We start from the raw sequence: 24,891 nt of genomic DNA on the forward strand, positions 1-24,891 counted from the left end.
TTTGCGGACGGCGTTGAGTAAGTATTGGGTGAACGGCGCTCAGCGAATCCGCTTGGCCGCCGGTTCCGGGACCAGATCGCCTTCGAGGCGGCGGTCGAGATAGTCTTCGCATTCGGCCATCAGCGTTTCGACCTGGCCGTTGAAGAAGTGGTTGGCGCCCGGCACGGTCTTGTGCGTGATCAGGATGCCCTTCTGGGTCTTGAGCTTGTCGACGAGGCCCTGGACGTCCTTTTCCGGAGCGACCTTGTCCGAGTCCCCGTGGATGATGAGGCCGGACGACGGGCAGGGGGCGAGGAAGGAGAAGTCATAGGTGTTCGGCTGCGGCGCGATCGACATGAAGCCTTCGATCTCCGGACGGCGCATCAGGAGCTGCATGCCGATCCAGGCGCCGAAGGAATACCCGGCGACCCAGCAGCTCTTGGAATCCGGATGCAGGCTTTGCACCCAGTCGAGCGCCGACGCGGCATCGGAAAGCTCGCCGGCACCGTGGTCGAATTCACCCTGGCTGCGGCCGATGCCGCGGAAGTTGAAGCGAAGCGTCGTGAAGCCCCGCTTCTGGAACATGTAGAAGAGCTGGTAGACGATCTGGTTGTTCATCGTGCCGCCGAACTGCGGATGCGGATGCAGGATGATCGCGATCGGCGCGCTCTTTTCCTTTGAAGGCTGGTAACGTCCCTCGAGGCGGCCCGCCGGGCCGTTGAAAATCACTTCGGGCATTGAAACTCCGGTCCCTGCGTGTTTTTGGGGTTCTTCGAAACGCATTTCAGTTCGTTGACTTGACGAGTCCAGTCAACTTTCATAAAACGCAATTTAGAACCGTTCGAAACTGGATTGGCTGTCCAACCATGGTCGAACGTGTCATAGGACAAGCCCGACGGAAATTTCAAGGAAAATGCGCTTTCCCGTGACCGGGACTGCGACGCTAGTGTGACATGGCCAAGGACCGCATCTACCTCGACTGGAATGCGACCGCCCCTCTTCTGGAGGGCGCGCGGCAGGCTATGATCTCCGCCCTGGCTCTGACCGGCAATCCGTCTTCCGTCCATGCCGAGGGGCGCGCCGCCCGCGCGGTGATCGAGGCGGCAAGGCGCGACGTCGCCGCACTCGTCGGCGCGGCGGCCGCCAATGTCGTCTTGACCGCCAGTGCGACAGAGGCGGCCAATCTGGTGCTGTCGCCGGTCTTCCGGATGGGCAAGGCGCCCCTCAAGATCGGCAGGCTTTATGTATCCGCCATCGAGCATCCCGCCGTTCGCGAAGGCGGCCGTTTCGCGTCGGACCAGGTCGCCGAGATCCCGGCCACCGCTTCGGGTCTGATCGATCTTGCCGCCCTCGAAGCGCTTCTCGAGGCGCATGACGGTGAAACCGGCCTTCCGATGGTCGCCGTGATGGCTGTCAACAACGAGACGGGCATCATCCAGCCGGTCCGCGAGGCGGCCCGCCTTGTTCATGCCCGCGGCGGACTGATCCTCGTCGATGGTGTACAGGCCGCCGGCCGGATGGCTCTGGACGTCGAGGATCTCGGCGCCGACTTCCTAATCCTGTCGGCCCACAAGATCGGCGGACCGAAAGGGGCCGGTGCCCTGATCGCCCGTGGAGAGACCCTGATGCCGTCTCCGCTGGTGCGCGGTGGAGGCCAGGAAAAGGGCCATCGCGCCGGAACGGAAAACGTGGCCGCGATCGCCGGTTTCGGAGCCGCCGCCGCCTGGGCTCGAGTCGGCCTCGACGAACGAAATGCGGCAATCGGCGCCTTGCGTGACCGCCTCGAAGCAGGCATGCGAAACGCGGCTCCGGACCTCGTCGTCCACGGAGCGGACGTGGCACGGGTGGCAAACACCAGTTTTTTCACCCTGCCGGGGCTGAAGGCGGAGACCGGGCAGATCGCCTTCGATCTGGAAGGCGTCGCCCTCTCGGCGGGCGCTGCCTGTTCGTCCGGCAAGGTCGGCGCGAGCCATGTGCTGACCGCCATGGGCCAGGACGCGAAGACGGGTGCGTTGCGCATCTCGCTGGGGGCTGCGACCACGGTCGAGGAAATCGATCGCGCAGTCGAGATATTTACAAAGATTGCCGCGCGCCGGAAGATTTCCGGCGCGGCGGCATGAAAGACAGGGAAAAATTGGCAAATCCCAATTTTCTCCTTGCCATAAGGGGTGAAAAACACGCCTTTGGCGACTACATAAGGGCGGGTTTCCGCTTCAAACGTTGACAAGCTGCCGGACTTTGACCCGGCAAGATTGGAGAACGCGAATGGCTGCTGTGCAGGAAACGATCGATCAGGTCCGCCAGATCGATGTCGACCAGTACAAGTATGGTTTTGAGACGATGATCGAAGTCGACAAGGCGCCCAAGGGCCTGTCGGAGGATATCATCCGTTTCATCTCCGCGAAGAAGAGCGAGCCGGACTGGATGCTTCAGTGGCGTCTCGATGCCTATAAGCGTTGGCTCACCATGGAAGAGCCGACCTGGGCACGGGTGAACTATCCGAAGATCGATTTCAACGACATCTATTACTATGCCGCGCCGAAGGGCACGGAGGGCCCGAAGTCGATCGATGAGGTCGACCCGGAACTGCTGAAGGTCTATGAAAAGCTCGGCATTCCGCTGAAAGAGCAGGAAATTCTCGCCGGTGTGCAGACCTCCAAGATCGCCGTAGACGCGGTCTTCGACTCGGTCTCCGTCGTGACGACCTTCAAGGAAGAGCTGAAGAAGGCCGGCGTAATCTTCATGTCGATTTCCGAGGCGATCCGCGAATATCCGGAACTCGTCCAGAAATATCTGGGCTCCGTCGTTCCGGTGACCGACAATTATTATGCGACGCTGAATTCCGCGGTATTCACCGACGGCTCGTTCGTTTTCGTTCCGAAGGGCGTTCGCTGCCCGATGGAACTCTCGACCTACTTCCGCATCAACGAGAAGAACACTGGTCAGTTCGAGCGCACGCTGATCATTGCGGAGGAGGGCGCATATGTGTCCTATCTCGAGGGCTGCACGGCGCCCCAGCGGGACGAGAACCAGCTGCATGCAGCCGTCGTCGAACTCGTCGCTCTCGATGATGCCGAGATCAAGTATTCGACCGTCCAGAACTGGTATCCGGGCGACAAGGACGGCAAGGGCGGCATCTACAACTTCGTCACCAAGCGCGGCGATTGCCGCGGCAAGAATTCGAAGATCTCCTGGACCCAGGTCGAGACCGGTTCGGCGATCACCTGGAAATACCCGTCCTGCATCTTGCGCGGCGACAATTCCCAGGGCGAGTTCTACTCGATTGCCGTCTCCAACGGCCATCAGCAGGTCGACAGCGGCACCAAGATGATCCATCTCGGCAAGAACACCAGAAGCCGCATCATCTCGAAGGGCATCTCGGCCGGCGTGTCGCAGAACACCTATCGCGGCCAGGTCTCGATGCACCGCAAGGCGGAAAACGCCCGCAACTTCACCAACTGCGATTCGCTCCTGATCGGTGACACCTGCGGCGCCCACACCGTGCCCTATATCGAGGTGAAGAACTCGACCGCCAAGGTGGAACACGAGGCGACGACTTCGAAGATCTCCGAGGACCAGAAGTTTTACGCCATGCAGCGCGGCATCCCGGAAGAAGAGGCGATCGCTCTCATCGTCAACGGCTTCGTCCGCGACGTCATCCAGCAGCTGCCGATGGAATTCGCCGTCGAGGCGCAGAAGCTGATCAGCATCTCGCTGGAAGGTTCGGTCGGCTAAACCGCCGTTCGACCTCGCCGAAATCGATTCTCCGCGCTTTCTGGCGCGCCACCACATTCGTCCGGAAGGATATGAACATGCTTGAAATTCGCAACCTCCATGCCCGCATCGCCGAAGACGGCACCGAGATCATCCGCGGCCTGAACCTGACCGTGAAGGCCGGCGAAGTCGCTGCGATAATGGGGCCGAACGGCTCCGGCAAGTCGACGCTCTCCTACATCCTGTCGGGCCGCGAGGACTACGAAGTCACCGAAGGCGACATTCTGTACAACGGCGAGAGCATTCTCGAGCTCGATCCGGCCGAGCGCGCCGCCAAGGGCATCTTCCTGGCCTTCCAGTACCCGGTCGAAATCCCGGGTGTTGCCACCATGCAGTTCCTGAAGGTTGCGATGAACTCGCAGCGCAAGGCCCGTGGCGAGGACGAACTGACGACGCCGGAATTCATGCGCCGCGTCAAGGAAGCCGCTGCCGAGCTGAAGATCAACCCGGACATGCTGAAGCGTCCGCTGAATGTAGGCTTCTCCGGCGGCGAGAAGAAGCGCGCCGAGATCCTGCAGATGGCACTGCTCGAGCCGAAGCTCTGCATCCTCGACGAAACCGACAGCGGCCTCGACATCGACGCCCTGAAGATCGTCGCCGACGGCGTCAACGCGCTGAAGCGTCCGGATCGCGCAACCGTCGTGATCACCCACTACCAGCGCCTGCTCGACTACATCGTGCCGGATACGGTCCACGTCCTCTACAAGGGCCAGATCGTCAAGACCGGCGACAAGTCGCTGGCGCTCGAGCTGGAAGCCAACGGCTATGCCGACATCACCGGTGCAGCCGCCTGAGTTCGGGCCGAGTTTGAAGGAGTTGCAACGATGACCTTGCAAGCGGCCAACCGGCTCACCGCAGCCGAGACCCAGCTCATCGACGCCTATGCCAACCAGATCGGCAGCCTGCCGGGCGACGGCGCCGTGATCTCGAAGCGAGACGATCTCTTCGATGCGCTGAAGCGTCAGGGCCTGCCGACGCGCCGCGTCGAGACCTTCCACTACACCGACCTGAAGACGTTGCTGCGCGCTTTGCCGGCCGACGCACCGCAGGCCGTTGCCGACGGCGTTTCCCCGCTCGTTGCCGGGGCGACCGTGCTGCAGGTCCTGCAGGGCGTCGCCAAGGCGCCGGCCGCGCTGCCGGAAGGCCTGAGCGTCTCGCTCTACCGCGACGCACTGTTGAGCGGTGAGGCGGCGCCAGGCCTGACCGCCTTCAACGCCGACGACACCATCGGCCGCATCAACGGCGCCTTCGTGCGTGACGGCTATGTTCTCGACATTGCCGCGGACGCGGAGATCGAGGCTCCGATCGAACTGCAGTCGGTTCACGCCGCCGGCCACATCCACCTGCGCTTCCCGGCCGTCTTCGGCAAGGGCTCCAAGGCGACGGTGATCGAGCGCCACATCGGCCAGAGCGATGCTGCCGCACTCGCCTCCGTCGTTGCCGACCTGAAGGTTGAGGACGGCGCGGAAGTGACCTGGATCATTCTTCAGGGCGAAGGCGATGCCGACAGCCATCTCGGCCAGATCCGCGCCGATCTTGGCGCGGAGGCGAAGTTCCGCCTCTTCGTCATCAATGCCGGCGGCAAGCTGGTGCGCCAGGAAGTGCACGTGAAGACGGCCGGCGAGGGCGCGGATTTCACGCTTCGCGGTGTCAACCTCCTCGGCGGCGAGAGCCACACCGACCTGACGATGACGCTCGGTCACGACGTGCCGAACACCACGTCTACGGAAATCATCCGCAGCGTCGTGTTCGACCGCGCCCGGGGCGTCTTTCAGGGCATGATCCGGGTTGCGCCCGATGCCCAGAAGACCGATGCGCGCATGGCCTGCAACACGCTCCTGATGTCGGACGAGGCCGAGTTCTCAGTCAAGCCCGAGCTCGAAATCTTCGCCGACGACGTGCAGTGCGCCCATGGCGCGACGGTTGCCGACATCCAGAAGACCCACCTCTACTACCTGATGTCGCGCGGCATTCCGGAGAAGAAGGCGCGGGCCCTGCTGATCAACGGTTTCGTCGCCGAGATCGTCGAGGAACTGGACGACGAGGCGTTGGTCGAAGCACTTGAAGCGCTCATCACCGACTGGTTGGAACACCATGGCTGATCATCTGCCCGCACAGGCTGGATATGACGTCGCGGCCGTCCGCCGCGACTTCCCGATCCTGTCGCGTGAAGTCTACGGCAAACCGCTAGTCTACCTCGACAATGCCGCCTCGGCGCAGAAGCCGAAGCTGGTGATCGATGCGGTGGCGCATGCCTATTCGAACGAATATGCCAACGTTCATCGCGGCCTGCATTTCCTGTCGAATGCCGCGACCGACGCCTATGAGGCGGCGCGCGAAAAGGTGCGCCGATTCCTGAATGCGGGTTCGCTCGACGAGCTCGTCTTTACCAAGTCCTCCACCGAGGCGATCAACACGGTCGCCTATGGCTGGGGCATGACCCATATCAGCGAGGGCGACGAGATCGTGCTCTCCATCATGGAGCATCACTCCAACATCGTGCCCTGGCATTTCATCCGGGAACGGCAGGGTGCAAAGCTGGTCTGGGCTCCCGTTCATGACGATGGTTCCTTCAATCTCGAGGCCTTCGAGAAATGCCTGACGGAGCGCACCAAGCTCGTCGCGATCACCCACATGTCGAACGCGCTCGGCACCGTCGTGCCGATCAAGGAAGTCTGCCGCATTGCCCATGCACGCGGCATTCCGGTGATGGTCGACGGGTCGCAGGGCGCCGTCCACATGCCGGTCGACGTCCAGGATCTCGATTGCGACTGGTATGCGATCACCGGCCACAAGCTCTACGGTCCCTCCGGCATCGGAGTGCTCTACGGCAAGAAGGAACGGCTGGCTGAGATGCGGCCCTTCATGGGCGGCGGCGAGATGATCGTCGAGGTGACGGAAGACAAGGTCACCTATAACGATCCGCCGCATCGCTTCGAGGCAGGTACTCCTCCGATCGTCCAGGCGATCGGCCTGGGCTATGCGCTTGACTACATGGAGAGCCTCGGCCGCTCGGCCATCGCCGCCCACGAAGAAAGCCTGCGCGCCTATGCCCATGAGCGTCTGTCGGCGATCAACTCGCTGAGGATCATCGGCAACGCGCCGGGCAAGGGGGCGATCTTCTCCTTCGAACTTGCCGGCATCCATGCCCATGACGTGTCGATGCTGATCGACCGTCGCGGCGTTGCGGTTCGCGCCGGTACCCATTGTGCCCAGCCGTTGCTGGCCCGTTTCGGCGTCACTTCGACCTGCCGGGCCTCCTTCGGTCTCTACAACACCCGTGCGGAAGTCGATGCGCTCGCTGATGCGCTCGACCATGCCCGCACCTTTTTCGCGTGAGGAAACGTCGATGAGCGTCAACGAAAGCGAAACGAAGCCGGACGTCCGCGACGGGATCGTCCATACGGCCATTCCCCAGGACGAGGTGGCACGCCTCAGCGACGACATCATCGCGGCGCTGAAGACGGTCTACGACCCGGAAATTCCGGCCGACATCTTTGAACTCGGGCTGATCTACAAGATCGACATCGACGACGACCGCATGGTCAAGATCATGATGACGCTGACGGCTCCCGGATGCCCGGTCGCGGGCGAGATGCCGGGCTGGGTCCAGAATGCCGTCGGTGCGGTCGAAGGCGTTTCCGGCGTCGAGGTCGAGATGACCTTCGATCCGCCGTGGACCCCCGACCGCATGTCGGAAGAGGCGCAAGTCGCCGTCGGCTGGTATTGATAGAAGACAAGTCGCCCACTACATTTGGTAGACTCGCGAAACCACGGGCCTTGAACCCGGAGGCGATTGGAGAAACGAAATGGGCTTTCAGGTGATGACCATGACGGATGCGGCGGCAGCTCGCGTCCGCGCGATCATTGAAAACTCCGGACCGGACGCCAGGGGTGTTCGCGTCGGCATCAAGAAGGGTGGCTGCGCCGGGATGGAATACACCATCGATCTGGTGACCGAGCCCAACCCGAAGGACGACCTGATCGAGCGCGATGGCGCAAGCGTCTGGGTTGATCCGGCCGCAGTCCTTTATCTGCTCGGAACGCAGATGGATTTCGAGACCACCAAGCTGCGGTCCGGCTTCACCTTCAGCAATCCGAACCAGACCTCGGCCTGCGGCTGCGGCGAATCGGTCGAGCTGAAGGCCGCCGATCTCGCGGAACTCGCCCGCCAGAAACAGGACGCCGCGCTCGCCGGCTAGTTCAGATCGAACCCAACCAAGAAGCGCAAGCCCGGTCCTTGACCGGGCTTTTTTGTGCGGTTCAAGTGAGGGGATGCTGTAAATATTGCGACGCAGGTCATTTTCGCCGCAAAATATGTTGATTGAATGAGAGTCTGCGCATATCTTGCGGCCATGGACATCATCGACAGGAAAATCACTGCCCTTCTTGCGGAAGACGCCCGCCGCTCGCTTGCCGATATCGGTGAAGCGGTCGGGCTGTCGGCCTCAGCCGTCAACGAACGGATCCGCCGGCTGACGACCTCGGGTATCATCCGGCGTTTCACCGTCGATGCCGATCATGCGGCGCTCGGCCTCGGCGTGACCGCCTTCGTGTTGGTCGCGCTCGACTATGAGGCGGGTGAGGCGGCCTTCAAGGCTTTCGTGGCGCAGCATCCTTCCGTTGCGGAATGCCATCACGTTACGGGAGGCTGGTCTTACATGCTCAAGGTCCGGCTTCCCGACCTGGCAGCGCTCGAAGCCTTTCTCGGCGAGCTGAAGGCCCATCGCTTTCTTGCCCGCAGCGAGACCATGATCGCGCTTTCGACGGCGGTCGAGCGCGGCTTTACCCCGGCGGAGGAGAGGTAATGAGCCTGCTTCTCTTCGGCAAGGGCATGCTGCTCGGCCTCGCCATTGCCGCTCCCCTCGGGCCGATCGGCGCCCTTTGCATTTCCCGCACGCTTGAGCGCGGCTTCTGGGCCGGTGTCGCGGGCGGTCTCGGAACTGCGCTGGCAGACGGCGCCTATGCGCTGATGGCGGCGGCCGGCTTCGCGGCCTTTGCCGTCCTCCTCGACACGATCGCGCTGCCGCTGCAACTTGTCGGCGGTGCCTTTCTGCTGTGGCTCGGATTCCAGAGCTTTCGCCCGCGCGGTGAGGTGACCGCGGCGAGGACCGGCGCGCGGGGGCTTTTGGCAACGACCGCGGCAACTTTCGTCCTGACCATCGCCAACCCGACGACGATTCTTTCGTTCGCCGCGATCTTCGCCGGCCTCGGTCTCGCGGGAGAGGGGGGAGGAGTCGGGATGCTGGTTGCCGGTGTCTTCGTGGGGTCCATGTCGTGGTGGATCTTCCTGTCGGGGCTGGTCGCTGTACTCCATCATCGTTTGCCCGCGGCCTTTTCTCTCTGGGTATCGAGGACTTCAGGCGTCGTTCTGCTGGTCTTCGGCGTGCTGGCGATTGCCATGGGGCTCCGCAACCTCGTCGGCTGACGGCCAATTCCGGGAGGATACTGACCCGCCCGGTTTTGGCCGATGACAGTCAATTCCGTCCGGTGCAGCGTCGAGCCGGCTGCGCTCGGGAGGACGCGGCTGGATCGTCACTCCCTCCCCAGGATAAAGTCGTTTGCGCAAACTCTTGTGCTCCACCGCCATCGCCCTGCAACTCTCCAGCACGCTTGTCGCCATTCCGGATAATGAGGCGACCGCCGCGACGCATCGCGCCCACAAGCTGCGCTCGCCGCATTTCATCGTGGCCGCCCTCGACCATCGCGGCATCAAGGTGCTCGACATGCGCCGCCTGGCACAGGTCTATTTCCTCCACGTTGCCGACGGCTTCGGTACCGAGGCGCTGATGGCCGTCGACGGTTACAGTTCGGAAATCATCGTTCTTGTGGTGCTGAAGCTCGGTAAGGGGGTTACGGCGATTGCAGGTGGCTCGCGCGGTCGCCACTTCGTCGACCTGAGCTACAGCTTCGGCTACACGATCGAGTGGTCGGTCTACGAAAGCTACACCGTCATCACCACCGAGGAGATCTCCGTCACCGAGGAATATGTCGAGGTCACCTACGAGGAAACCGAGGAGGTGGTCTATGAGGAGGTCGAGGAATATGTTGAGGCGGACCTCGATGAAGGAATGGTGGAAGATGCCTCTGGCGACCAGCTTGCCGAGGACGTGGTCGATGACGTCGACGACGGGTTCGTCGATACGTCAGATGACCAGCAGGCTGACGATGCCGGCCAGCCGGACGATGCGGACGATCAGGACCAGGGCCAGGTCGATGACGGCCAGGATGAACAGGTCGACGACGGTGGCGCAGACGACGGGGATGTCGATGACGGCGGTGCCGACGATGACGCTGCGGACGATGGTGGTGCCGATGACGATAGCGGCGAGGAAGTCATCGACGAGGGCGATGCCGGTTGATCGTCTGCTGGGAGCGGGAGGCACGACCTCCCGGTCCCATCGTCAGCCTTGAAATTGGCGCACGTTGCGATCAAGCGCCCGAAGAAGCGGCAGCGGGTTCAGCCGCCGCCTTGCGTTTTGGCAGCGGCGCGGCAGGAGAACGCTTTTTCGTCGGATCGGCGATTTACTCAGTCGCGCTTGATACTCATGAGAACATCCCAGATCTCTGCACCGCTTTCCCATGCCGCGGCATTGGCCTTGAAACCGATTTCGGCGCTCGTCACGTCCGTGATCTCGGAAGCGAGGTCGACATTCGAGTTGCCGTCGGGCGTGGCTTCGCCCGATGGGCGCTCGGAAGCGGAAACCCCGCCGCTCTCGGTGGTGGAAAGCGATGTGACGCGGCGGTCATAGGCTGGCGTCAACGCGTTCGCTACATTGCTCGCGGCGGCCGAAAGACGCGTTGTCTGGGCCTGCATGCCGGATGCGGCAACGCCCATGATCGCGGAAATTCCCATGGCTTCACCTCGGCGCCCGTTCGAATGGCGTGAACTTACCCTAGCGGCAGTTAGGGAAGCATGAAGTGTCTGGGTTCACGAAAGCTCACCGGGGAGGGGACCGTTGTCCCGAAACAGCACGCCGCCTCTCGCATCGCAGCCTACAGGCGAGGCCTGTGTCGTCGGTAAGATAATTAGTTTAATAGCTAAAGATAATAATAGGAAAATCGCGAATAGGTATTTCTGATCCTGGCGACCGCCTCGCCGCAGCGCCACCGCGCCCCGATCGGTCCGGCGAGGCAAGGGGAGGACAAGAAAAAGCCCGCCGGGTGGGCGGGCTCTCGATGTTGTTGGAAAGGTGTCGCGGCCTTTACTCGGCCGCTTCCGCGTATTCGCTCATCGGTGGGCAGGTGCAGACGAGGTTGCGGTCACCATAGACATTGTCGACGCGGTTGACCGAGGACCAGTACTTGTCGACCCTGAAGGCGCCGGGCGGGAAGCAGGCCTGCTCGCGCGTATAGGGACGGGTCCACTCGCCGACGAGATCCTCCACCGTGTGTGGGGCGTTCTTCAGCGGGTTGTTGGTCTTGTCCATGCGGCCTTCCTCGATGTCGCGGGCTTCCTCGCGGATCGCCAGCATCGCATCGCAGAAGCGGTCGATTTCCGCCTTGGTTTCCGATTCCGTCGGCTCGATCATCAGCGTGCCGGCGACCGGCCAGCTCATGGTCGGGGCGTGGAAGCCGCAGTCGATCAGCCGTTTGGCGACGTCATCGACGGTGACGCCCGAGCTTTCGGCCAGCGGGCGGGTGTCGATGATGCATTCATGCGCGACCCGGCCGGCTTCGGACTTGTAGAGCACCTCATAGGCACCGGTCAGCCGCGCGGCGATGTAGTTGGCGTTGAGGATCGCCACCTTGGTCGCCTGGGTCAGGCCTTCGCCGCCCATCATCAGGCAGTAGGACCAGCTGATCGGCAGGATCGAAGGTGAGCCATAGGGGGCCGCCGACACGGCGCCCGGGCGACCATCGGTCTCGACGTGGCCGGGAAGATAGGCAGCGAGATGGGCCTTGACCCCGATCGGCCCCATGCCCGGACCGCCGCCGCCATGCGGGATGCAGAAGGTCTTATGCAGGTTGAGGTGGGAAACGTCGGAGCCGATGTCACCGGGGCGGGCAAGCCCGACCATGGCGTTCATGTTGGCGCCGTCGAGATAGACCTGTCCGCCGTGCCGGTGGGTGATCTCGCAGATCTCGCGCACCGTCTCCTCGAACACGCCATGCGTCGAGGGATAGGTGACCATGCAGCACGACAGCGTGTCGGCATACTGCTCGGCCTTGGCGCGGAAGTCGTCGAGATCGACGTCGCCATTGTCCTTGGCCTTGACCGGCACCACCGTCATGCCCGCCATCTGCGCCGAGGCCGGGTTTGTTCCGTGCGCGGAGGTCGGGATCAAGCAGACCGTGCGATGGGTGTCGCCCTTCGCCAGGTGGTAGTTGCGGATCGTCAGAAGCCCCGCATACTCGCCTTGCGCACCGGAGTTCGGCTGCATCGAGATCGCGTCGTAGCCGGTGACGGCACACAGCTTCTCCGACAGGTCGTCGATCATCTGCTTGTAGCCGAGTGCCTGGTCGGCGGGCGCGAAGGGATGGATCTCGGAGAATTCCGGCCAGGTGATCGGCAGCATTTCCGCGGTGGCATTGAGCTTCATCGTGCACGAGCCGAGCGGAATCATCGCCCGGTCGAGGGCGAGGTCACGGTCCGAAAGCCGGCGGATGTATCGGGTCATCTCGCTCTCGGCGCGGTTCATGTGGAAGATCGGATGCTCCAGGTAATCTGTCTGGCGCAGGAGATCCTTCGGCAGGCGGTAGCCGGGCTCGAAATCCGAGACCTGGAACGTGCCGCCGAAGGCCCGCCAGACCGCTTCCAGAGTCGCCGGGCGGCTGCGTTCGTCGAGCGACATGCCGATCTTCGTCGTGCCGACCTTGCGCAGGTTGACGCCCTCGGCGACGGCTGCCCTCAGGATCAGCCCCTGCATGTGGCCGACCTCGACGGTGATGGTGTCGAAGAAGGTTTCGGGTTCGACCGTGTATCCCAGCTTTTCCAGCCCCTTGGCCATCAGGACGGCCTTCTGGTGAACCTGCTGAGCAATCGCCTTGATGCCCTTCGGTCCGTGGAACACCGCATACATCGAGGCCATGACGGCGAGCAGCACCTGGGCGGTGCAGATGTTCGACGTCGCCTTTTCGCGGCGGATATGCTGTTCGCGGGTCTGCAGACTGAGGCGGTAGGCGCGGTTGCCCCTGGCATCGACCGAGACGCCGACCAGACGGCCCGGCATCGAGCGCTTGTGGGCGTCCTTGACCGCCATATAGGCCGCGTGCGGGCCACCATAGCCGACGGGAACGCCGAAACGCTGGGTCGAGCCGATGGCAATGTCGGCGCCCATTTCGCCCGGCGACTTGAGCAGTGTCAACGCCAGAATATCGGCTGCGACCGCGGCGATGGCGCCGGTCTGGTGAAGCCGTGCGATCAGCCCCGAGAAGTCATGGCAATGGCCATGCGTGCCCGGATACTGGAAGATCGCCCCGAACACTTCGGTGGGGTCAAGGTCGGTGAAGGGATTGCCGACAATGACGGTCCAACCGAGCGGCGCGGCGCGCGTCTCGATCACCGCGATGGTCTGCGGATGGCAGGCTTCGTCGACGAAGAAAGCCTTGGCCTTCGACTTCGCGGTGCGTTCCGCCATCGCCATGGCCTCGGCTGCGGCGGTTGCCTCGTCGAGCAGCGAGGCATTGGCGACGTCGAGCCCGGTCAGGTCGCAGACCATGGTCTGGTAATTGAGCAGCGCTTCGAGGCGCCCCTGGGAAATCTCCGGCTGGTAGGGCGTGTAGGCCGTGTACCAGGCCGGGTTTTCCAGGATGTTGCGCTGGATGACCGGCGGCGTGATCGTCCCGTAGTAGCCCTGGCCGATCAGCGAGACGAGCGCCTTGTTCTTGTTGGCGGTTTCGCGCAGGGTGTCGAGCGCTTCCCGTTCCGTCATCGGCGCGCCCCAGACGAGGGGTGCCTTCTGCCGGATCGAGGACGGCACGGTGGCGTCGATCAACGCGTCGAGGCTCTTGTAGCCGACGACCTTCAGCATCTCCTCCATTTCCGCCGGCGAGGGGCCGATATGGCGCCGGTTGGCGAAATCGTAGGGCTGGTAGTCGGTGAACTGGAATTCGGTGGAGGTGGTCATGCGATCAGCTCGTTGTAAGCGGCTTCGTCGAGAAGGGCGTCGGCATCGGAGGCGGTCTTGAGCTTCAGCTTGAAGAACCAGCCGGCGCCCTGCGGGTCGGAATTGACCAGCGACGGATCGTCGACGATGGCCTGGTTGACTTCGACGATCTCCCCGTCGAGCGGGCAATAGACCTCGGACGCGGCCTTGACCGATTCGACGGTCGCGGCGTCCCCGCCCTTGTCGAAGCTTGCGCCGACTTCCGGAAGTTCGACGAAGACCAGGTCGCCCAGCTGCTCGGCGGCATGCGTGGTGATGCCGACGGTCGCGACATCGCCCTCAAGCTTCAACCATTCGTGTTCAGCGGTGAATTTCAGCATGTGATGTTCCTCTCGTGTATCGTGTCTGGGTTGGCTCTGCGGATTGTTCCTCACCCTGACCCTCTCTCCGCAGGCGGGGACAGGGGACCGGTCGGGCATTTGCGACATGCGTTCCTCTCCCCGTCAGAACGGGGAGAAGGTGGCGGCAGCCGGATGAGGGGCAATCGCGGTCATCGGTTTACCGTTTGTAGGTCGGCGTGATGAAAGGCATGGCTGCGACGGTGACCGGAAGGTACTTGCCGCGAACCTCGGCAAAGACCTGGGTACCGGGTTCCGAAAAGGCGGTCGGCAGGTAACCCATGGCGACCGGGGCTTCGACGCTCGGGCCGAAACCGCCGGACGTCACTTCACCGAGCTCCGTCTTGCCTTCGGCATCCGCATAGAGCTTGGCATGGCCGCGAACCGGAGCCTTGCCTTCGGGCTTGAGCCCGACCCGGCGGCGGGTCGTGCCGTTCTCCAGTTCGTCCAGAATGCGCGCCGCGCCGGGGAAGCCGCCTTCGCGCGCGCCGCCCCTGCGGCGGGCCTTCTGGATTGCCCATTCGAGACCCGCCTCGACCGGGGACGTCGTCGTGTCGATGTCGTTGCCGTAGAGACAAAGCCCGGCTTCCAGGCGAAGCGAATCGCGGGCGCCGAGCCCGATCGGTTCGCAGTCCGGATGGTCGATCAGGATGCGGGCAAGCTCCTCGGCCTTGTCGGCGGGCACGGAGATCTCGAAGCCGTCCTCGCCGGAATAGCCGGAGCGTGACACAATGGCCGGAATGTCGTGCAGCGCAACCTCGCGGACGTCCATGAACTTCATGGCGAAGAGCCCGGCCCAGAGTTCGGTCAGGACCTTTTCGGCCTTCGGTCCCTGGAGTGCGAGCAATGCACGGTCCTCGAGGTAGGTCACCTCGACACGGTCGGAAAGGTGCTTCTTCATGTGGGCGATGTCGGCCTGCTTGCAGCCGGCATTGACGACCACGAGCAGATGGTCGCCGCGATTTGCGAACATCAGGTCGTCGAGGATGCCGCCATTCTCGTCGGTGAAGAAGCCGTAGCGCTGGCGACCTTCCTTCAGTCCGAGGATATCGACCGGAACCAGTGTTTCGAGCGCCAGCGCCACATCTTCGTAAGTGCCCGAATTGGCCCGGATCGTCACCTGTCCCATGTGCGAGACGTCGAACAGACCGCAATGCGTGCGGGTGTAGAGATGCTCCTTCAGCACGCCGGCCGGATATTGCACCGGCATGTCGTAGCCGGCGAACGGCACCATGCGCGCGCCGAGCGCTACGTGGAGGTCGTAGAGGGGAGTTCTGTGCAGTTCAGCGGATTGGTCCAAGAGGCGTCTCCGGTTCTTGGCGCTGACGCGCCGGCTCAAGTCGTGGCACAGTCGTGCCGGTGTCATGAGCCCCCTCTGTCCGTTTGCCTGAGATTGTTATCCCTTCGGCGCACCCTTCCCTTGGGGGAAGGTTTCTCTCCAGAGTTCCAGTCGACGCCCTGCGGTCCTTTTGCCTGAGAGTTTCCGGGGCGGTTGCTCCTTCGGCACCGGAGTGAACCGGTTTCTCCCTGCAGGGTCGCCGGCAATTATCGGGGAAGGGGGGGCGTTGGCAAGAGCAAACGTCGTCACCGAGCAAATATTTGTCGCTGTCATCCAATTCGCGTCATGGATGCGATCCCGATTGCGGCAATTCTGCCGATGTTTGCGGTGCATCAATGAAGGGTATGACCGAACGGTGCATTGTCGCCGCATGGTTCAAACCGGCTTTGATTTTCGCTTTGAAAGGCGATAAGCAGACGTCCGGACCGGAGGTTGGTATGTCGAAGGCAGTGTGGAAGGGGAGCGGCTTGTTGCGCATGCTTTGCGCCTTCGCGCTGCTGTCGCTGGCCTTCGCCCACAAGCCACCGCAAGTGATGGCGGCTGTCTATCAGACTGCGCAGCTTCAGCTGCCCGACGGGACCTATGCCGACATCTGCCTGAACGACACTGCGACGAAGCACCCGTCGATGAGCCAGTTCTGCGAGGCCTGTGCGCTGTCGTCCGCGACTGTGCTGCCGGCGCCGCCTTCTGAAAGCTGGCTGGTTACCCGTTTTGCCAGCCTCGACAACGCCGCCGTCTCCAAGATCGAACAGATCTCCGTCTCCTCGATCGAGCGTCCGCGTTCGCGCGCGCCGCCGTCCTTCTCCTGATTCCCTCTCTCGACGATTGAATCAACAGCCGCATCGCGGCGCATGCCGGCCACCTCCGAAGGCGGAGGACCGGACAGGAGAAGACCCATGAAAATCACAGCTTCGCTCTTGACCGCTGCCGTAGCCTCGCTCGCCGGAGGCTCGGTCCACGCCCACGCCAGTTTCGCCAATGCTCCGGCCAAGCCGGAGTCCTATGTCGCCGCCGTCCTTCAGGTGCCGCATGGTTGCGACGGCAAGGCGACCAATGAAGTGCAGATCAAGCTTCCCGAAGGTTTCATCTCGGCAAAGCCGATGGTGAAGGCCGGCTGGCAGATCGAGGTCATCAAGGGCGACTACAAGAACACTTACGACAATCACGGCAAGAAGATCACATCCGGCCCGGTCGAGATCCGTTTCAAGGGCGGCGACCTGCCGGATGATTTCTACGACACCTTCACGGTCTACGGTAAGATTTCGGGTGTCGACGGCCAGTCCGGTCTCGCTTTCCCGACCGTGCAGCTGTGCGGCGCTGACGGAAAGGTTGCCTGGGACGAGATCGCTGCAGAAGGCGTCGATCCCCATTCGTTGAAGAGCCCCGCGCCGGTTCTCAAGATCGCCGCCGCCGAAGATGCCATGATGGGTCACGGTGCGATGCACGGCCAGGCTCATGGCGCCATGCACGGCAATGGCCAGATGATGATGGCCGGCCAGATGCAGGGCCATGGCGCGATGGACGGATCGGGCATGGCGGGTGCCAATCCGGGAACGTTCGAAGCGGCGAAGGTCGGAGACCTCGAACTCACCAGCGGCTTCACCCGAGCCATGCTGCCGGGCCAACCCGTTGGCGGCGGCTTCGTCACGATCAAGAACAACGGCGCCGCCGACGATGTGCTGGTCTCCGTGGAATCTGCCGTCGCCGGCCGTGTCGAGCTGCATGAAATGGCCATGCAGGGCGATGTCATGAAGATGCGCAAGCTGGAGGGCGGTATTCCGGTCCCGGCCGGTCAGACCGTCGAGCTGAAGCCGGGCGGCCTGCACCTGATGTTCATGGACGTGAAGGAGCCCTTCGTCGAGGGTGGCAAGGTCGCGGTCACGCTGACCTTCGAGAAGGCAGGCAAGGTCGATGTCGTCCTGCCGGTCGGACCGGCCAAGGGCAAGTAACGCCCGCCTGATTGGAATGCGGCAAGGGCCGTGACCGGAGATCGGTCACGGCCCTTTCGTCTTGGGAGTAAGACGCGGGGAATGTCTCAGGTGGCCGAGCTCTTGTAGGCCTCGATCGTTTCCTTGAGGCTCGCCTGGCCAAGCGCCTCCTGGCTTGCCGTCAGGAAATAGAGCGCGAGCGCGGGCGGCTGTACCACGCTCACGAGGGCGCGGAGCTGGAAATCGTCGCCGGCCGCTGCCTTCTCGGCGAGCAGGCGGGTATTCTCCTCGACCATCGTGGCTTTGGAGGCGCGTTGCGGCGGCTTGATGCTGTCGCTCGCATAGCCCGCCGTGGTGGCGGAGACTGAAAGGACCTGGGTCATCTGGGCTTCACCAATAGACTTTAGATCGGTGGATGTTACAGCAGGCGCCTGACCGCATCTTTAAATCGGAGGATGGCGTTTTAGTAAAATCTTAATGGTCGCCCGTCGATTTGTTCAATGATGAATTATTTGCGTTCCGGGGGGCTTCGAGGGGCCTCCTCGGCTTGCAATTGCGGTGCAATCTGTCATTTTCCAGCTGAATTCGCCGCCGGCGCAATCATTTTGACAGACAACATTTTTTGGGCTCCGGCGACGGGGGATGTCGCTGGTCCTGGGACGGAGGAAAGCATGATTATTCTCGTCGGTTACGTCAGCATCGAAGGTCAGTCGCGCAAGATTGCCGAGACGATCGCGGCGCAGATCGAGAAGGGCGGCGACCGTGCCGTGCTGTTCAACGTGGTCACCGGCGCGGAGTTCGGCGTCGATCATCCGCAGGCCGCTATCCTGTGCGCGCCGATCCATGCAGGCCGCTATCCTGCACCCTTCGTCGACTTCGTCGAGCGCGAGAAGGACTGGCTGAAGTCGGTTCCGAGCGCTTTCGTGTCCGTTTCCTTGTTCATCCGCAGCGAGTTTGCCGAGGAACGTGAGGAGGCCATGCACTTCCCCGACGCGCTGATGGCCCAGACAGGCTGGACGCCCGGCATGGTTCATCACGCCGCCGGCGCCCTTCGCTACACCGAATACGACTTCTTCAAGCGCTGGATGGCCAAGCGTCTGGCCGAGCGCGAGGGCGCTCCCACCGACGTCAAGCAGATCCACGAGTTCACCGACTGGGCCACTCTGGAAACCTTCACGCGCGACTTCGTGGCTGCCGCCAAGGCGTGACCTGAACCTTCCGCCGGTCTTCCGGGCCGGCGGCCTTCTGTCGCGGCGCGGCGTCGCGCCGCACAAGCTCGGGGCGTCCGATGAACCAGATTTTGCTCGTGGCACTCGGCGGCGCCGTCGGTTCTGTCTGTCGCTACCTGGTCGGTGTAGGTGCTCTGAGGCTGCTTGGGCCGTCCTTTCCGTGGGGAACGCTCGCGGTCAACGTGGCAGGCTCCTTCGCGATCGGCGTCCTCGCCGAACTGATTGTCGCGCGCTACGGTGCATCCGCCGAACTGAGGCTCCTGCTGATCACCGGATTTCTGGGTGGCTTCACCACCTTCTCCGCCTTCGCCCTTGACGCCGTGACGCTCTTCGAGCGGGGCGCGACGGTGGCCGGCTTTGCCTATCTCGTCCTGAGCATCGGCGCTTCGATCGCCGCCGCCGTCGCCGGCATCGGCCTGATGCGTTCCGTGCTCTGACCGGTTTTCCTGTTTCCATCTTCGATCGAAATGCTCTAAAGCGCTCCGATAGATGAGAATTGCGGGCTTTTCCGCGGGACCGACCGAAAGAGTGGCAATGGCAGGCATCGAGCATATCACCGTGGAGGCCGACGAGGCAGGCATGCGTCTGGACCGTTGGTTCAAGGTGCATTTCCCCGGCCTCGGCTTCGGACCGTTGCAGAAGCTCCTGCGCTCTGGCCAGGTGCGTGTCGATGGCGGCCGGGTCAAGACCGACACCCGCGTGCAACCCGGTCAGGTGGTTCGAATCCCGCCGATGGAGGTCGACGCCAAGAAGACCGGACCGATCGCAAGCCACGACCTGAAGCATGGCGACGATCACGAGCTGCTGTCGCGCATGCTGCTGCATGAGGACGAGAAGGTTTTCGTGCTCAACAAGCCGGCCGGGCTTGCCGTGCAGGGCGGCTCGGGCCTGACCCGCCATATCGACAAGATGCTCGAGGCCTGGACCAGCCGGAAGGGCGAGAAGCCGCGTCTCGTCCATCGCCTCGACCGCGACACCTCCGGCGTACTGGTGGTTGCCCGCACGCGCGGCGCGGCCCAAAAGCTCGCCGCCGCCTTCCGCGAACGCGATACCAAGAAGACCTATTGGTCGCTGGTCAAGGGCGTGCCGCGCAAGCACGAGGACAAGATCTCCACCTGGCTGGTCAAGGACCAGACCGACGAAGGCGACCGCATGCGGATCGCCAGGCATGGCGAGGAGGGAGCCGACCACGCCGTCTCCTATTATCGCGTCATCGACACCGCCGCGCAGAATCTCGCATGGCTGGAGATGGAGCCCTATACCGGCCGTACCCACCAGTTGCGCGTCCATGCCCTTCATATCGGCCATCCGATCATCGGTGATCCGAAGTACTTCATCGACGATCCGAACTGGGATTTTCCGGGCGGCATCCAGAAACGGTTGCATCTGCATGCGCGCCACATCGACATCCCGCATCCGAACGGTGGCCGCCTGCAGGTGACGGCACCTCTGCCGCCGCACATGGTGCAGAGCTGGAACCTGCTGGGCTTCGATCAGGCCGACGGAAACAAGGACGAGGAATGAAGCTGGTACTCTTCGACTGCGACGGAACGCTGGTCGACAGCGTCGCTTTGATCCACGCGGTCATGGTGCGGACCTTCCGCCACTTCGGCAAGGTCGAGCCCACGGTTGGCGCCACCAAGGCGATCATCGGGCTCACCCTCGATATCGCGATTGCCCGTATCGACGGCAAGCCGCATGCGGACGCGGAAGCCGTGGCGATGATGGCGCACTACAAGGACATCTTCCTCGGCGTCCGCAGCGAACTCGGCTTCCATGAGCCGCTTTTCCCCGGCATCGCCGAACTGATCGCGGCCTTGGCCGCCCGCGAGGACGTGCTGATCGGCGCCGTCACCGGCAAGTCGCGCCGTGGCCTCGACATGGTGCTTGAAACCCACGGATTCACCTCCCATTTCTTCGTTTCCCGCACGGCCGATGATTGCCCGTCCAAGCCGCACCCCGCCATGGTCACTGAATGTTGCGATCAGGCGGGTTTCGTGCCGGCCGATACCGTGGTCATCGGTGATGCGGTCTACGACATGCAGATGGCCAAGGCGGCCGGTGCGACCGCCATCGGCGTCTCCTGGGGCTATGCCAGCGTCGAGGAACTCTGGGCGGCCGGTGCCGACGCAGTCGTCGACCGCCCGGCCGACATTCTCGCCCACATTCACTGAGGATACCGTCATGCGCGACGAACTGAGCGACATCTTCGGCACTTCCGTGCCAGAGCCGAGCCACGAGGACCCGGTCCGCCGGGCCCAGATCCAGATGAAACGACCTCAGGCGAAGCGCTTCTACACCACCGTCACGGTTGAGCCGGAGGGCGAAGGGTTCTCGGTGAAACTCGATGGCAAGGGCGTCAAGACACCGGGCAAGCGTCCCCTGACCCTTCCGACCCGCGCAGCCGCGGAGCTGGTCGCAGCCGAATGGCGCGCTCAGGTCGAGACCATCGATCCGGAGAACATGCCGGCGACCCGCCTTGCAAATACCGCGATCGACGCTGTGGCTGACCAGGCCGACGAGGTCTTCGAGGACATCGTGCGCTACAGCGGCTCCGACATGCTGTGCTACCGCGCGGACGGCCCCGAAGCGCTCGTCGAGCGCCAGTGCCTGCGCTGGGATCCGGTCCTGGGCTGGGCGGTGTCCGCCCACAATGCGCGCTTCATCCTGATCGAAGGGGTGATCCATCAGGAACAGCCGGCCGAGGCGATCGAAGCCTTCGCCGCTGCCCTTTCGGCGGACAAGTCGCCCTTGGCGCTGGCATGCTTGCATGTGATCACCAACCTCACCGGGTCGGCGGTCTTGGCGCTCGCCTTCCGCGACCGCTTCCTTTCGGTCGACGAGGCCTGGGGGCTTGCCCATCTCGACGAGGACTGGACCGAGGAACACTGGGGCGTCGACATGGAGGCGCAGGCCCGTCGCGCTCGTCGCTACATCGACTTCGCCGCTGCCGCCGCGATGTTCGAGGCGCAACAGGCTCGAGATTAACCCTTCGCTAACCATAACGATGGAAATCTTTGACGGATCAGAATCATCCGTCCGGGGTTTCCCATGTCCGCGCGCCCTTTCAAGCTCGCCCTAGCATTGTTCGTTGTCGGCATCCTCGCTTCGTGCAGCTGGATGAACCGACCGATTACCCGGCCGCTTGTTTACAACGTGCGCGAGGCCACCGTGATCGCGAACGCCTACGTTCCCCTGCGCATCATCGAAGGTGTCGATCGCCGGGTCTCCGATGCCATCCGGGCGACCCGTCCGCCGGCTGGAGCCGAGCGCGTGGTGGTGGTGATCCGCATCGACAAACTCGGCTACGGCTTCAACGCCCGACGCAAGCTCCAGTCTGCGACTTTCACCGTGACGGCCGCCTCGGTGGAGACCGGCGATCCGGTCGCGACCGGCACCTTCACCGTCAACAGCCCGACCGACGATCCGGTGATGGCCGAGGAGAGCCTTGCCGAAGAGATCGCGAGCCGGGTGCGCTTCGCCTTCTCGCTGGCTTCGCCGACTATCCGCAAGGTGGTTCTCCCACCGCGCACCACCTCGACCCGGCTCATGACGGATCCGGCGCCGCGTGCCTCTGTGGTCCCGCAGGCGTCCCCGACCGCGCCGGTGGCAGCCGCTCCGGCTGCAGTGCCGCCACCTTCTGCAGCCGAAGTTCCGGCCGTGCCGGACCTTGGGGCTGTTCCTGTCGCGCCGGCTTCCGCCATGAAATCCAATGTCGAGGAAGGCGCGAGCGGTTCCGTTGCGCTTGGAAAAAAGGCGGTACCTTGCGATCCCGCCAATGATCCGACTTGCGAACCGCATAAGCCCTGAGCTTCGCGTCGCCACGTCTGCGCGTCGCCACATCTGAGCGTCGATTGACTTGAACGGTCCTTGCGCCTAATCAAATCGCTTACGGATGGTTCTCGGTTCGGCGATTGGCGAGCCGGGAAGCAAAAGGGAATGCGACGATGGGGATCCAGTCCGGAACCGTCAATCGCAGCCGACCCCGCGACTGTAGAGCAGCGAGGGTCTTCCGTCCGGACTTGCGAGGTGAGGGGCGACGGTTCGCGTTGTGTGAACGGTCCGGATCCAGGCAGGAACGGAAAAGCCACTGAAGGGCTGCGCGATCAGCCAGGGCCGGACGCCTCTATGTCTACGAATCGTCCCCCTTTCGCGCCGCATCCACCTTCGGGAAGGCGAGGAGGATCCGCTGGCGCCATCCGGCGCCGCGACCTGCGAGCCAGGAGACCTGCCAACCGTGCCGGGCATCATGCCCACACCTTGCAAAGGGGAGGCTCCCCTTGTTGCCAGCACGGAGGTTGTCGTGGCGACGTATCAGAAGGGCGGAATCCGTCGATTCCGCGACTGCGGGCACCGTTTGGTGCCAGCTGCCGTTCGTGTCGGCGCCGCATGCGTTCAGCGTGTGGCCGGGTCGTGACGATGGCAACGGATCTTTCTACATCCATTCTCGTGCTCGGCGGTGCCCGTTCCGGCAAGTCACGTTTCGCCGAAGGCGTCGTCGTCGATTGCGCGCGCGAACGCCACTATGTCGCGACCGGTCGCGCCTATGACGATGAAATGCGTGACAGGATCAGGCGGCACCAGATCGACCGCGGCGACGGCTGGACGACCCACGAGGAGCCGGTCGATCTCGTCGGTCTGCTGAAGCGCATCGACGATCCAGCGCGGGTCGTGCTGGTCGACTGCCTGACGCTCTGGGTCACCAATCTGATGATGGCGGAGGAGGATGTCGCCGCCCGGTCGGCCGAACTCTGCGCGGCGCTGCCCGGGCTGCGTGCAAAGGTCGTCCTGGTTTCGAACGAGGTCGGTCTCGGCATCGTGCCCGAAAACCGGATGGCCCGTGAATTCCGCGACCATGCCGGTCGCCTGCATCAACTGGTCGCGCAGGTTGCGGCCGAGGTCTATTTCGTTGCGGCCGGCCTGCCGCTCAGAATGAAGGGTTGAACCAATGCTGCAACAGAAGATCCCCGCGACCGTCATCACCGGCTTTCTCGGCGCCGGCAAGACCACCATCATCCGCAACATGCTGATGAATGCCGGTGGCAAGAAGATCGCGCTCATCATCAACGAGTTCGGCGATCTCGGCGTCGACGGCGATGTGCTCAAGGGCTGCGGCGCGGAAAACTGCACCGAAGACGACATCATCGAGCTGACCAATGGTTGCATCTGCTGCACTGTCGCCGATGATTTCATTCCCACCATGCAGAAGCTGCTCGAGCGCGACGTCAAGCCCGACCACATCGTCATCGAGACCTCCGGCCTTGCCCTGCCGCAGCCGCTGGTCGCCGCCTTCAACTGGCCGGATATCCGCACCCGCGTGACGGTCGACGGCGTCGTCACCGTGGTCGACAGCGCCGCCGTTGCTGCCGGCCGCTTCGCCGACGACCATGACAAGGTCGATGCGCTGCGCGAGGCCGATGATAGCCTCGACCACGAAAGCCCGATCGAGGAGCTGTTCGAGGACCAGTTGACCTGCGCCGACCTGATCGTCCTCAACAAGACCGACCTGCTCGACGCCGACGCGATCGCCGCCGTCAAGGCCGAGGTCGCCGAGCGCATCCACCGCAAGCCGACGCTGATCGAGGCGAGAAACGGCGACGTCCCGGCTCTGGTGCTGCTGGGTCTGGGTGCCTCGACCGAGGACGACATCGACAATCGCAAATCGCATCATGAACTGGAGCACGAGGCGCTCCACGAGAGCGGCGAGGCGCATGACCATCATCACGACCACGACGAGTTCGAGAGCTTCGTGATGAAGCTCGGCCCGATTGCCGATCCGTCCGCCTTCGTCGATCGCCTGAAGGGCGTGATCGAGGCACACGACGTGCTGCGCCTCAAGGGCTTCATCGACGTGCCCGGCAAGCCGATGCGCCTCGTCATTCAGGCCGTCGGATCGCGCATCGACACCTATTTCGACCGCCCCTGGACCGCCGGAGAGACCCGCGAAACGCGCCTCGTCGTCATCGGCCTGCACGAATGGGATTTCGGTGCGGTGGTCGAGGCCGTCGAGAAGGCGGCCTGAGGCTTCATTAACCCCATGAACGCGCGGTTCCCCCCCCTTAGCCCTGCCGGGCATCTCCCCCTCAAGGGGGGAGATCGATCTAGCCGCCGCCGTTTGGCGCACGGATGGCTTGCGTCTTCTTCTGAGGAAACGACAAGGCTGCGGGGTGGTGGCGACGACATTGCGGTGGCCGC

Annotated in this window: 26 protein-coding genes and 3 riboswitches; of the genes, 20 read left to right on the forward strand and 6 right to left on the reverse strand. The window is 63.3% G+C overall.

Annotated elements, in window-relative coordinates; translation table 11 throughout:
• Positions 1 to 39: 39 nt before the first annotated feature.
• Complete coding sequence (locus ACX93L_RS16085) at positions 40 to 717, reverse strand: alpha/beta hydrolase (RefSeq protein ID WP_459405752.1); 678 nt, start codon at positions 715 to 717, stop codon at positions 40 to 42.
• A gap of 215 nt (positions 718 to 932) precedes the next feature.
• Here ACX93L_RS16085 and ACX93L_RS16090 point away from each other — a divergent pair, with 215 nt between their 5' ends.
• The 10 genes from ACX93L_RS16090 (at position 933) to ACX93L_RS16135 (ending at position 10,115) form a co-directional block, all read left to right on the forward strand.
• Complete coding sequence (locus ACX93L_RS16090) at positions 933 to 2,099, forward strand: cysteine desulfurase family protein (RefSeq protein ID WP_459405753.1); 1,167 nt, start codon at positions 933 to 935, stop codon at positions 2,097 to 2,099.
• Between the two features lie 145 nt (positions 2,100 to 2,244).
• Positions 2,245 to 3,714, forward strand: coding sequence for a Fe-S cluster assembly protein SufB (gene sufB, locus ACX93L_RS16095; RefSeq protein ID WP_459405754.1), 1,470 nt, complete (start codon positions 2,245 to 2,247; stop codon positions 3,712 to 3,714).
• A gap of 77 nt (positions 3,715 to 3,791) precedes the next feature.
• On the forward strand, positions 3,792 to 4,547 hold the full coding sequence (gene sufC / locus ACX93L_RS16100; RefSeq protein ID WP_459405755.1) for a Fe-S cluster assembly ATPase SufC: 756 nt from the start codon (positions 3,792 to 3,794) through the stop codon (positions 4,545 to 4,547).
• A gap of 30 nt (positions 4,548 to 4,577) precedes the next feature.
• Positions 4,578 to 5,855: a Fe-S cluster assembly protein SufD gene (sufD, locus tag ACX93L_RS16105; protein WP_459405756.1), complete on the forward strand. Its 1,278-nt coding sequence runs from the start codon at positions 4,578 to 4,580 to the stop codon at positions 5,853 to 5,855.
• Positions 5,848 to 7,092: a cysteine desulfurase gene (locus tag ACX93L_RS16110; protein WP_459405757.1), complete on the forward strand. Its 1,245-nt coding sequence runs from the start codon at positions 5,848 to 5,850 to the stop codon at positions 7,090 to 7,092. The genes sufD and ACX93L_RS16110 overlap by 8 nt, the downstream gene beginning before the upstream one ends.
• A gap of 10 nt (positions 7,093 to 7,102) precedes the next feature.
• Positions 7,103 to 7,483 carry an SUF system Fe-S cluster assembly protein gene (locus tag ACX93L_RS16115; RefSeq protein WP_459405758.1) on the forward strand — a complete coding sequence of 127 codons (381 nt, stop codon included), beginning with the start codon at positions 7,103 to 7,105 and terminating at the stop codon, positions 7,481 to 7,483.
• Between the two features lie 79 nt (positions 7,484 to 7,562).
• The gene (gene sufA / locus ACX93L_RS16120) at positions 7,563 to 7,955 is read left to right on the forward strand and encodes a Fe-S cluster assembly scaffold SufA (protein ID WP_169588289.1); all 393 of its coding nucleotides are present in this window, start codon (positions 7,563 to 7,565) and stop codon (positions 7,953 to 7,955) included.
• Between the two features lie 153 nt (positions 7,956 to 8,108).
• Positions 8,109 to 8,561 (forward strand): Lrp/AsnC family transcriptional regulator, encoded by a 453-nt coding sequence (locus ACX93L_RS16125; RefSeq protein WP_459405837.1) that lies wholly within the window; start codon positions 8,109 to 8,111, stop codon positions 8,559 to 8,561.
• Complete coding sequence (locus tag ACX93L_RS16130; protein WP_459405759.1) at positions 8,561 to 9,181, forward strand: LysE family translocator; 621 nt, start codon at positions 8,561 to 8,563, stop codon at positions 9,179 to 9,181. Before ACX93L_RS16125 ends, ACX93L_RS16130 begins: the two co-directional genes overlap by 1 nt.
• 133 nt (positions 9,182 to 9,314) lie before the next feature.
• The gene (locus ACX93L_RS16135) at positions 9,315 to 10,115 is read left to right on the forward strand and encodes a hypothetical protein (protein WP_459405760.1); all 801 of its coding nucleotides are present in this window, start codon (positions 9,315 to 9,317) and stop codon (positions 10,113 to 10,115) included.
• Positions 10,116 to 10,282: 167 nt separating this feature from the next.
• Here the strand turns inward: ACX93L_RS16135 and ACX93L_RS16140 are convergent, their stop codons facing one another.
• The 4 genes from ACX93L_RS16140 to gcvT form a co-directional block, all read right to left on the reverse strand.
• The gene (locus ACX93L_RS16140; protein WP_459405761.1) at positions 10,283 to 10,609 is read right to left on the reverse strand and encodes a flagellar basal body protein; all 327 of its coding nucleotides are present in this window, start codon (positions 10,607 to 10,609) and stop codon (positions 10,283 to 10,285) included.
• A gap of 349 nt (positions 10,610 to 10,958) precedes the next feature.
• On the reverse strand, positions 10,959 to 13,823 hold the full coding sequence (gcvP, locus tag ACX93L_RS16145; protein ID WP_459405762.1) for an aminomethyl-transferring glycine dehydrogenase: 2,865 nt from the start codon (positions 13,821 to 13,823) through the stop codon (positions 10,959 to 10,961).
• A complete protein-coding gene (gene gcvH, locus ACX93L_RS16150) occupies positions 13,820 to 14,182 on the reverse strand; it encodes a glycine cleavage system protein GcvH (protein ID WP_459405763.1) in 363 nt (120 codons plus the stop codon). The genes gcvP and gcvH overlap by 4 nt, the downstream gene beginning before the upstream one ends.
• A 178-nt stretch (positions 14,183 to 14,360) precedes the next feature.
• Positions 14,361 to 15,500: a glycine cleavage system aminomethyltransferase GcvT gene (gcvT, locus tag ACX93L_RS16155; RefSeq protein ID WP_459405764.1), complete on the reverse strand. Its 1,140-nt coding sequence runs from the start codon at positions 15,498 to 15,500 to the stop codon at positions 14,361 to 14,363.
• 65 nt (positions 15,501 to 15,565) lie between these two features.
• A riboswitch (glycine riboswitch) is annotated at positions 15,566 to 15,649 on the reverse strand.
• Between the two features lie 2 nt (positions 15,650 to 15,651).
• Positions 15,652 to 15,740, reverse strand: a riboswitch (glycine riboswitch).
• 236 nt (positions 15,741 to 15,976) lie between these two features.
• On the opposite strand from gcvT, the gene ACX93L_RS16160 reads away from it, so the two are divergent.
• Together ACX93L_RS16160 and ACX93L_RS16165 are read left to right on the forward strand one after the other, a co-directional pair.
• Positions 15,977 to 16,348, forward strand: coding sequence for a hypothetical protein (locus tag ACX93L_RS16160; RefSeq protein ID WP_459405765.1), 372 nt, complete (start codon positions 15,977 to 15,979; stop codon positions 16,346 to 16,348).
• An 87-nt stretch (positions 16,349 to 16,435) separates the two neighbouring features.
• Entirely contained in the window at positions 16,436 to 17,488 is a 1,053-nt protein-coding gene (locus tag ACX93L_RS16165; protein ID WP_459405766.1) for a copper chaperone PCu(A)C, read from the forward strand.
• Between the two features lie 86 nt (positions 17,489 to 17,574).
• Here the strand turns inward: ACX93L_RS16165 and ACX93L_RS16170 are convergent, their stop codons facing one another.
• The gene (locus tag ACX93L_RS16170; protein WP_459405767.1) at positions 17,575 to 17,850 is read right to left on the reverse strand and encodes a hypothetical protein; all 276 of its coding nucleotides are present in this window, start codon (positions 17,848 to 17,850) and stop codon (positions 17,575 to 17,577) included.
• Positions 17,851 to 18,138: 288 nt separating this feature from the next.
• Here ACX93L_RS16170 and ACX93L_RS16175 point away from each other — a divergent pair, with 288 nt between their 5' ends.
• The 8 genes from ACX93L_RS16175 to cobW all read left to right on the forward strand — a co-directional run bounded on the left by ACX93L_RS16175 (position 18,139) and on the right by cobW (position 24,718).
• Complete coding sequence (locus tag ACX93L_RS16175) at positions 18,139 to 18,675, forward strand: flavodoxin domain-containing protein (RefSeq protein WP_459405768.1); 537 nt, start codon at positions 18,139 to 18,141, stop codon at positions 18,673 to 18,675.
• A gap of 80 nt (positions 18,676 to 18,755) precedes the next feature.
• Positions 18,756 to 19,133 carry a fluoride efflux transporter CrcB gene (crcB, locus tag ACX93L_RS16180; protein ID WP_459405769.1) on the forward strand — a complete coding sequence of 126 codons (378 nt, stop codon included), beginning with the start codon at positions 18,756 to 18,758 and terminating at the stop codon, positions 19,131 to 19,133.
• Positions 19,134 to 19,230: 97 nt separating this feature from the next.
• Entirely contained in the window at positions 19,231 to 20,220 is a 990-nt protein-coding gene (locus ACX93L_RS16185) for an RluA family pseudouridine synthase (RefSeq protein WP_459405770.1), read from the forward strand.
• Entirely contained in the window at positions 20,217 to 20,870 is a 654-nt protein-coding gene (locus ACX93L_RS16190; protein ID WP_459405771.1) for an HAD-IA family hydrolase, read from the forward strand. Before ACX93L_RS16185 ends, ACX93L_RS16190 begins: the two co-directional genes overlap by 4 nt.
• Positions 20,871 to 20,880: 10 nt before the next feature.
• Positions 20,881 to 21,684, forward strand: a complete 804-nt coding sequence (locus ACX93L_RS16195; protein ID WP_459405772.1) for an ATP12 family chaperone protein — start codon at positions 20,881 to 20,883, stop codon at positions 21,682 to 21,684.
• Positions 21,685 to 21,747: 63 nt separating this feature from the next.
• Positions 21,748 to 22,506 carry a hypothetical protein gene (locus ACX93L_RS16200; RefSeq protein ID WP_459405773.1) on the forward strand — a complete coding sequence of 253 codons (759 nt, stop codon included), beginning with the start codon at positions 21,748 to 21,750 and terminating at the stop codon, positions 22,504 to 22,506.
• A 69-nt stretch (positions 22,507 to 22,575) separates the two neighbouring features.
• Positions 22,576 to 22,946: riboswitch (cobalamin riboswitch) on the forward strand.
• 169 nt (positions 22,947 to 23,115) lie between these two features.
• A complete protein-coding gene (gene cobU / locus ACX93L_RS16205; RefSeq protein WP_459405774.1) occupies positions 23,116 to 23,640 on the forward strand; it encodes a bifunctional adenosylcobinamide kinase/adenosylcobinamide-phosphate guanylyltransferase in 525 nt (174 codons plus the stop codon).
• A 4-nt stretch (positions 23,641 to 23,644) separates the two neighbouring features.
• Positions 23,645 to 24,718: a cobalamin biosynthesis protein CobW gene (cobW, locus tag ACX93L_RS16210; protein WP_459405775.1), complete on the forward strand. Its 1,074-nt coding sequence runs from the start codon at positions 23,645 to 23,647 to the stop codon at positions 24,716 to 24,718.
• The last annotated feature ends 173 nt before the right edge of the window (positions 24,719 to 24,891 follow it).

This window comes from Rhizobium sp. CAU 1783 (assembly GCF_054551725.1).

Coding starts and splice junctions, on each gene's coding strand:
- ACX93L_RS16085 (WP_459405752.1), bottom strand. CDS start 717: ATGCCCGAAGTGATTTTCAACGGCCCGGCGGGCCGCCTCGAGGGACGT.
- ACX93L_RS16090 (WP_459405753.1), top strand. CDS start 933: ATGGCCAAGGACCGCATCTACCTCGACTGGAATGCGACCGCCCCTCTT.
- sufB (WP_459405754.1), top strand. CDS start 2,245: ATGGCTGCTGTGCAGGAAACGATCGATCAGGTCCGCCAGATCGATGTC.
- sufC (WP_459405755.1), top strand. CDS start 3,792: ATGCTTGAAATTCGCAACCTCCATGCCCGCATCGCCGAAGACGGCACC.
- sufD (WP_459405756.1), top strand. CDS start 4,578: ATGACCTTGCAAGCGGCCAACCGGCTCACCGCAGCCGAGACCCAGCTC.
- ACX93L_RS16110 (WP_459405757.1), top strand. CDS start 5,848: ATGGCTGATCATCTGCCCGCACAGGCTGGATATGACGTCGCGGCCGTC.
- ACX93L_RS16115 (WP_459405758.1), top strand. CDS start 7,103: ATGAGCGTCAACGAAAGCGAAACGAAGCCGGACGTCCGCGACGGGATC.
- sufA (WP_169588289.1), top strand. CDS start 7,563: ATGGGCTTTCAGGTGATGACCATGACGGATGCGGCGGCAGCTCGCGTC.
- ACX93L_RS16125 (WP_459405837.1), top strand. CDS start 8,109: ATGGACATCATCGACAGGAAAATCACTGCCCTTCTTGCGGAAGACGCC.
- ACX93L_RS16130 (WP_459405759.1), top strand. CDS start 8,561: ATGAGCCTGCTTCTCTTCGGCAAGGGCATGCTGCTCGGCCTCGCCATT.
- ACX93L_RS16140 (WP_459405761.1), bottom strand. CDS start 10,609: ATGGGAATTTCCGCGATCATGGGCGTTGCCGCATCCGGCATGCAGGCC.
- gcvP (WP_459405762.1), bottom strand. CDS start 13,823: ATGACCACCTCCACCGAATTCCAGTTCACCGACTACCAGCCCTACGAT.
- gcvH (WP_459405763.1), bottom strand. CDS start 14,182: ATGCTGAAATTCACCGCTGAACACGAATGGTTGAAGCTTGAGGGCGAT.
- ACX93L_RS16160 (WP_459405765.1), top strand. CDS start 15,977: ATGTCGAAGGCAGTGTGGAAGGGGAGCGGCTTGTTGCGCATGCTTTGC.
- ACX93L_RS16165 (WP_459405766.1), top strand. CDS start 16,436: ATGAAAATCACAGCTTCGCTCTTGACCGCTGCCGTAGCCTCGCTCGCC.
- ACX93L_RS16170 (WP_459405767.1), bottom strand. CDS start 17,850: ATGACCCAGGTCCTTTCAGTCTCCGCCACCACGGCGGGCTATGCGAGC.
- ACX93L_RS16175 (WP_459405768.1), top strand. CDS start 18,139: ATGATTATTCTCGTCGGTTACGTCAGCATCGAAGGTCAGTCGCGCAAG.
- crcB (WP_459405769.1), top strand. CDS start 18,756: ATGAACCAGATTTTGCTCGTGGCACTCGGCGGCGCCGTCGGTTCTGTC.
- ACX93L_RS16185 (WP_459405770.1), top strand. CDS start 19,231: ATGGCAGGCATCGAGCATATCACCGTGGAGGCCGACGAGGCAGGCATG.
- ACX93L_RS16190 (WP_459405771.1), top strand. CDS start 20,217: ATGAAGCTGGTACTCTTCGACTGCGACGGAACGCTGGTCGACAGCGTC.
- ACX93L_RS16195 (WP_459405772.1), top strand. CDS start 20,881: ATGCGCGACGAACTGAGCGACATCTTCGGCACTTCCGTGCCAGAGCCG.
- ACX93L_RS16200 (WP_459405773.1), top strand. CDS start 21,748: ATGTCCGCGCGCCCTTTCAAGCTCGCCCTAGCATTGTTCGTTGTCGGC.
- cobU (WP_459405774.1), top strand. CDS start 23,116: ATGGCAACGGATCTTTCTACATCCATTCTCGTGCTCGGCGGTGCCCGT.
- cobW (WP_459405775.1), top strand. CDS start 23,645: ATGCTGCAACAGAAGATCCCCGCGACCGTCATCACCGGCTTTCTCGGC.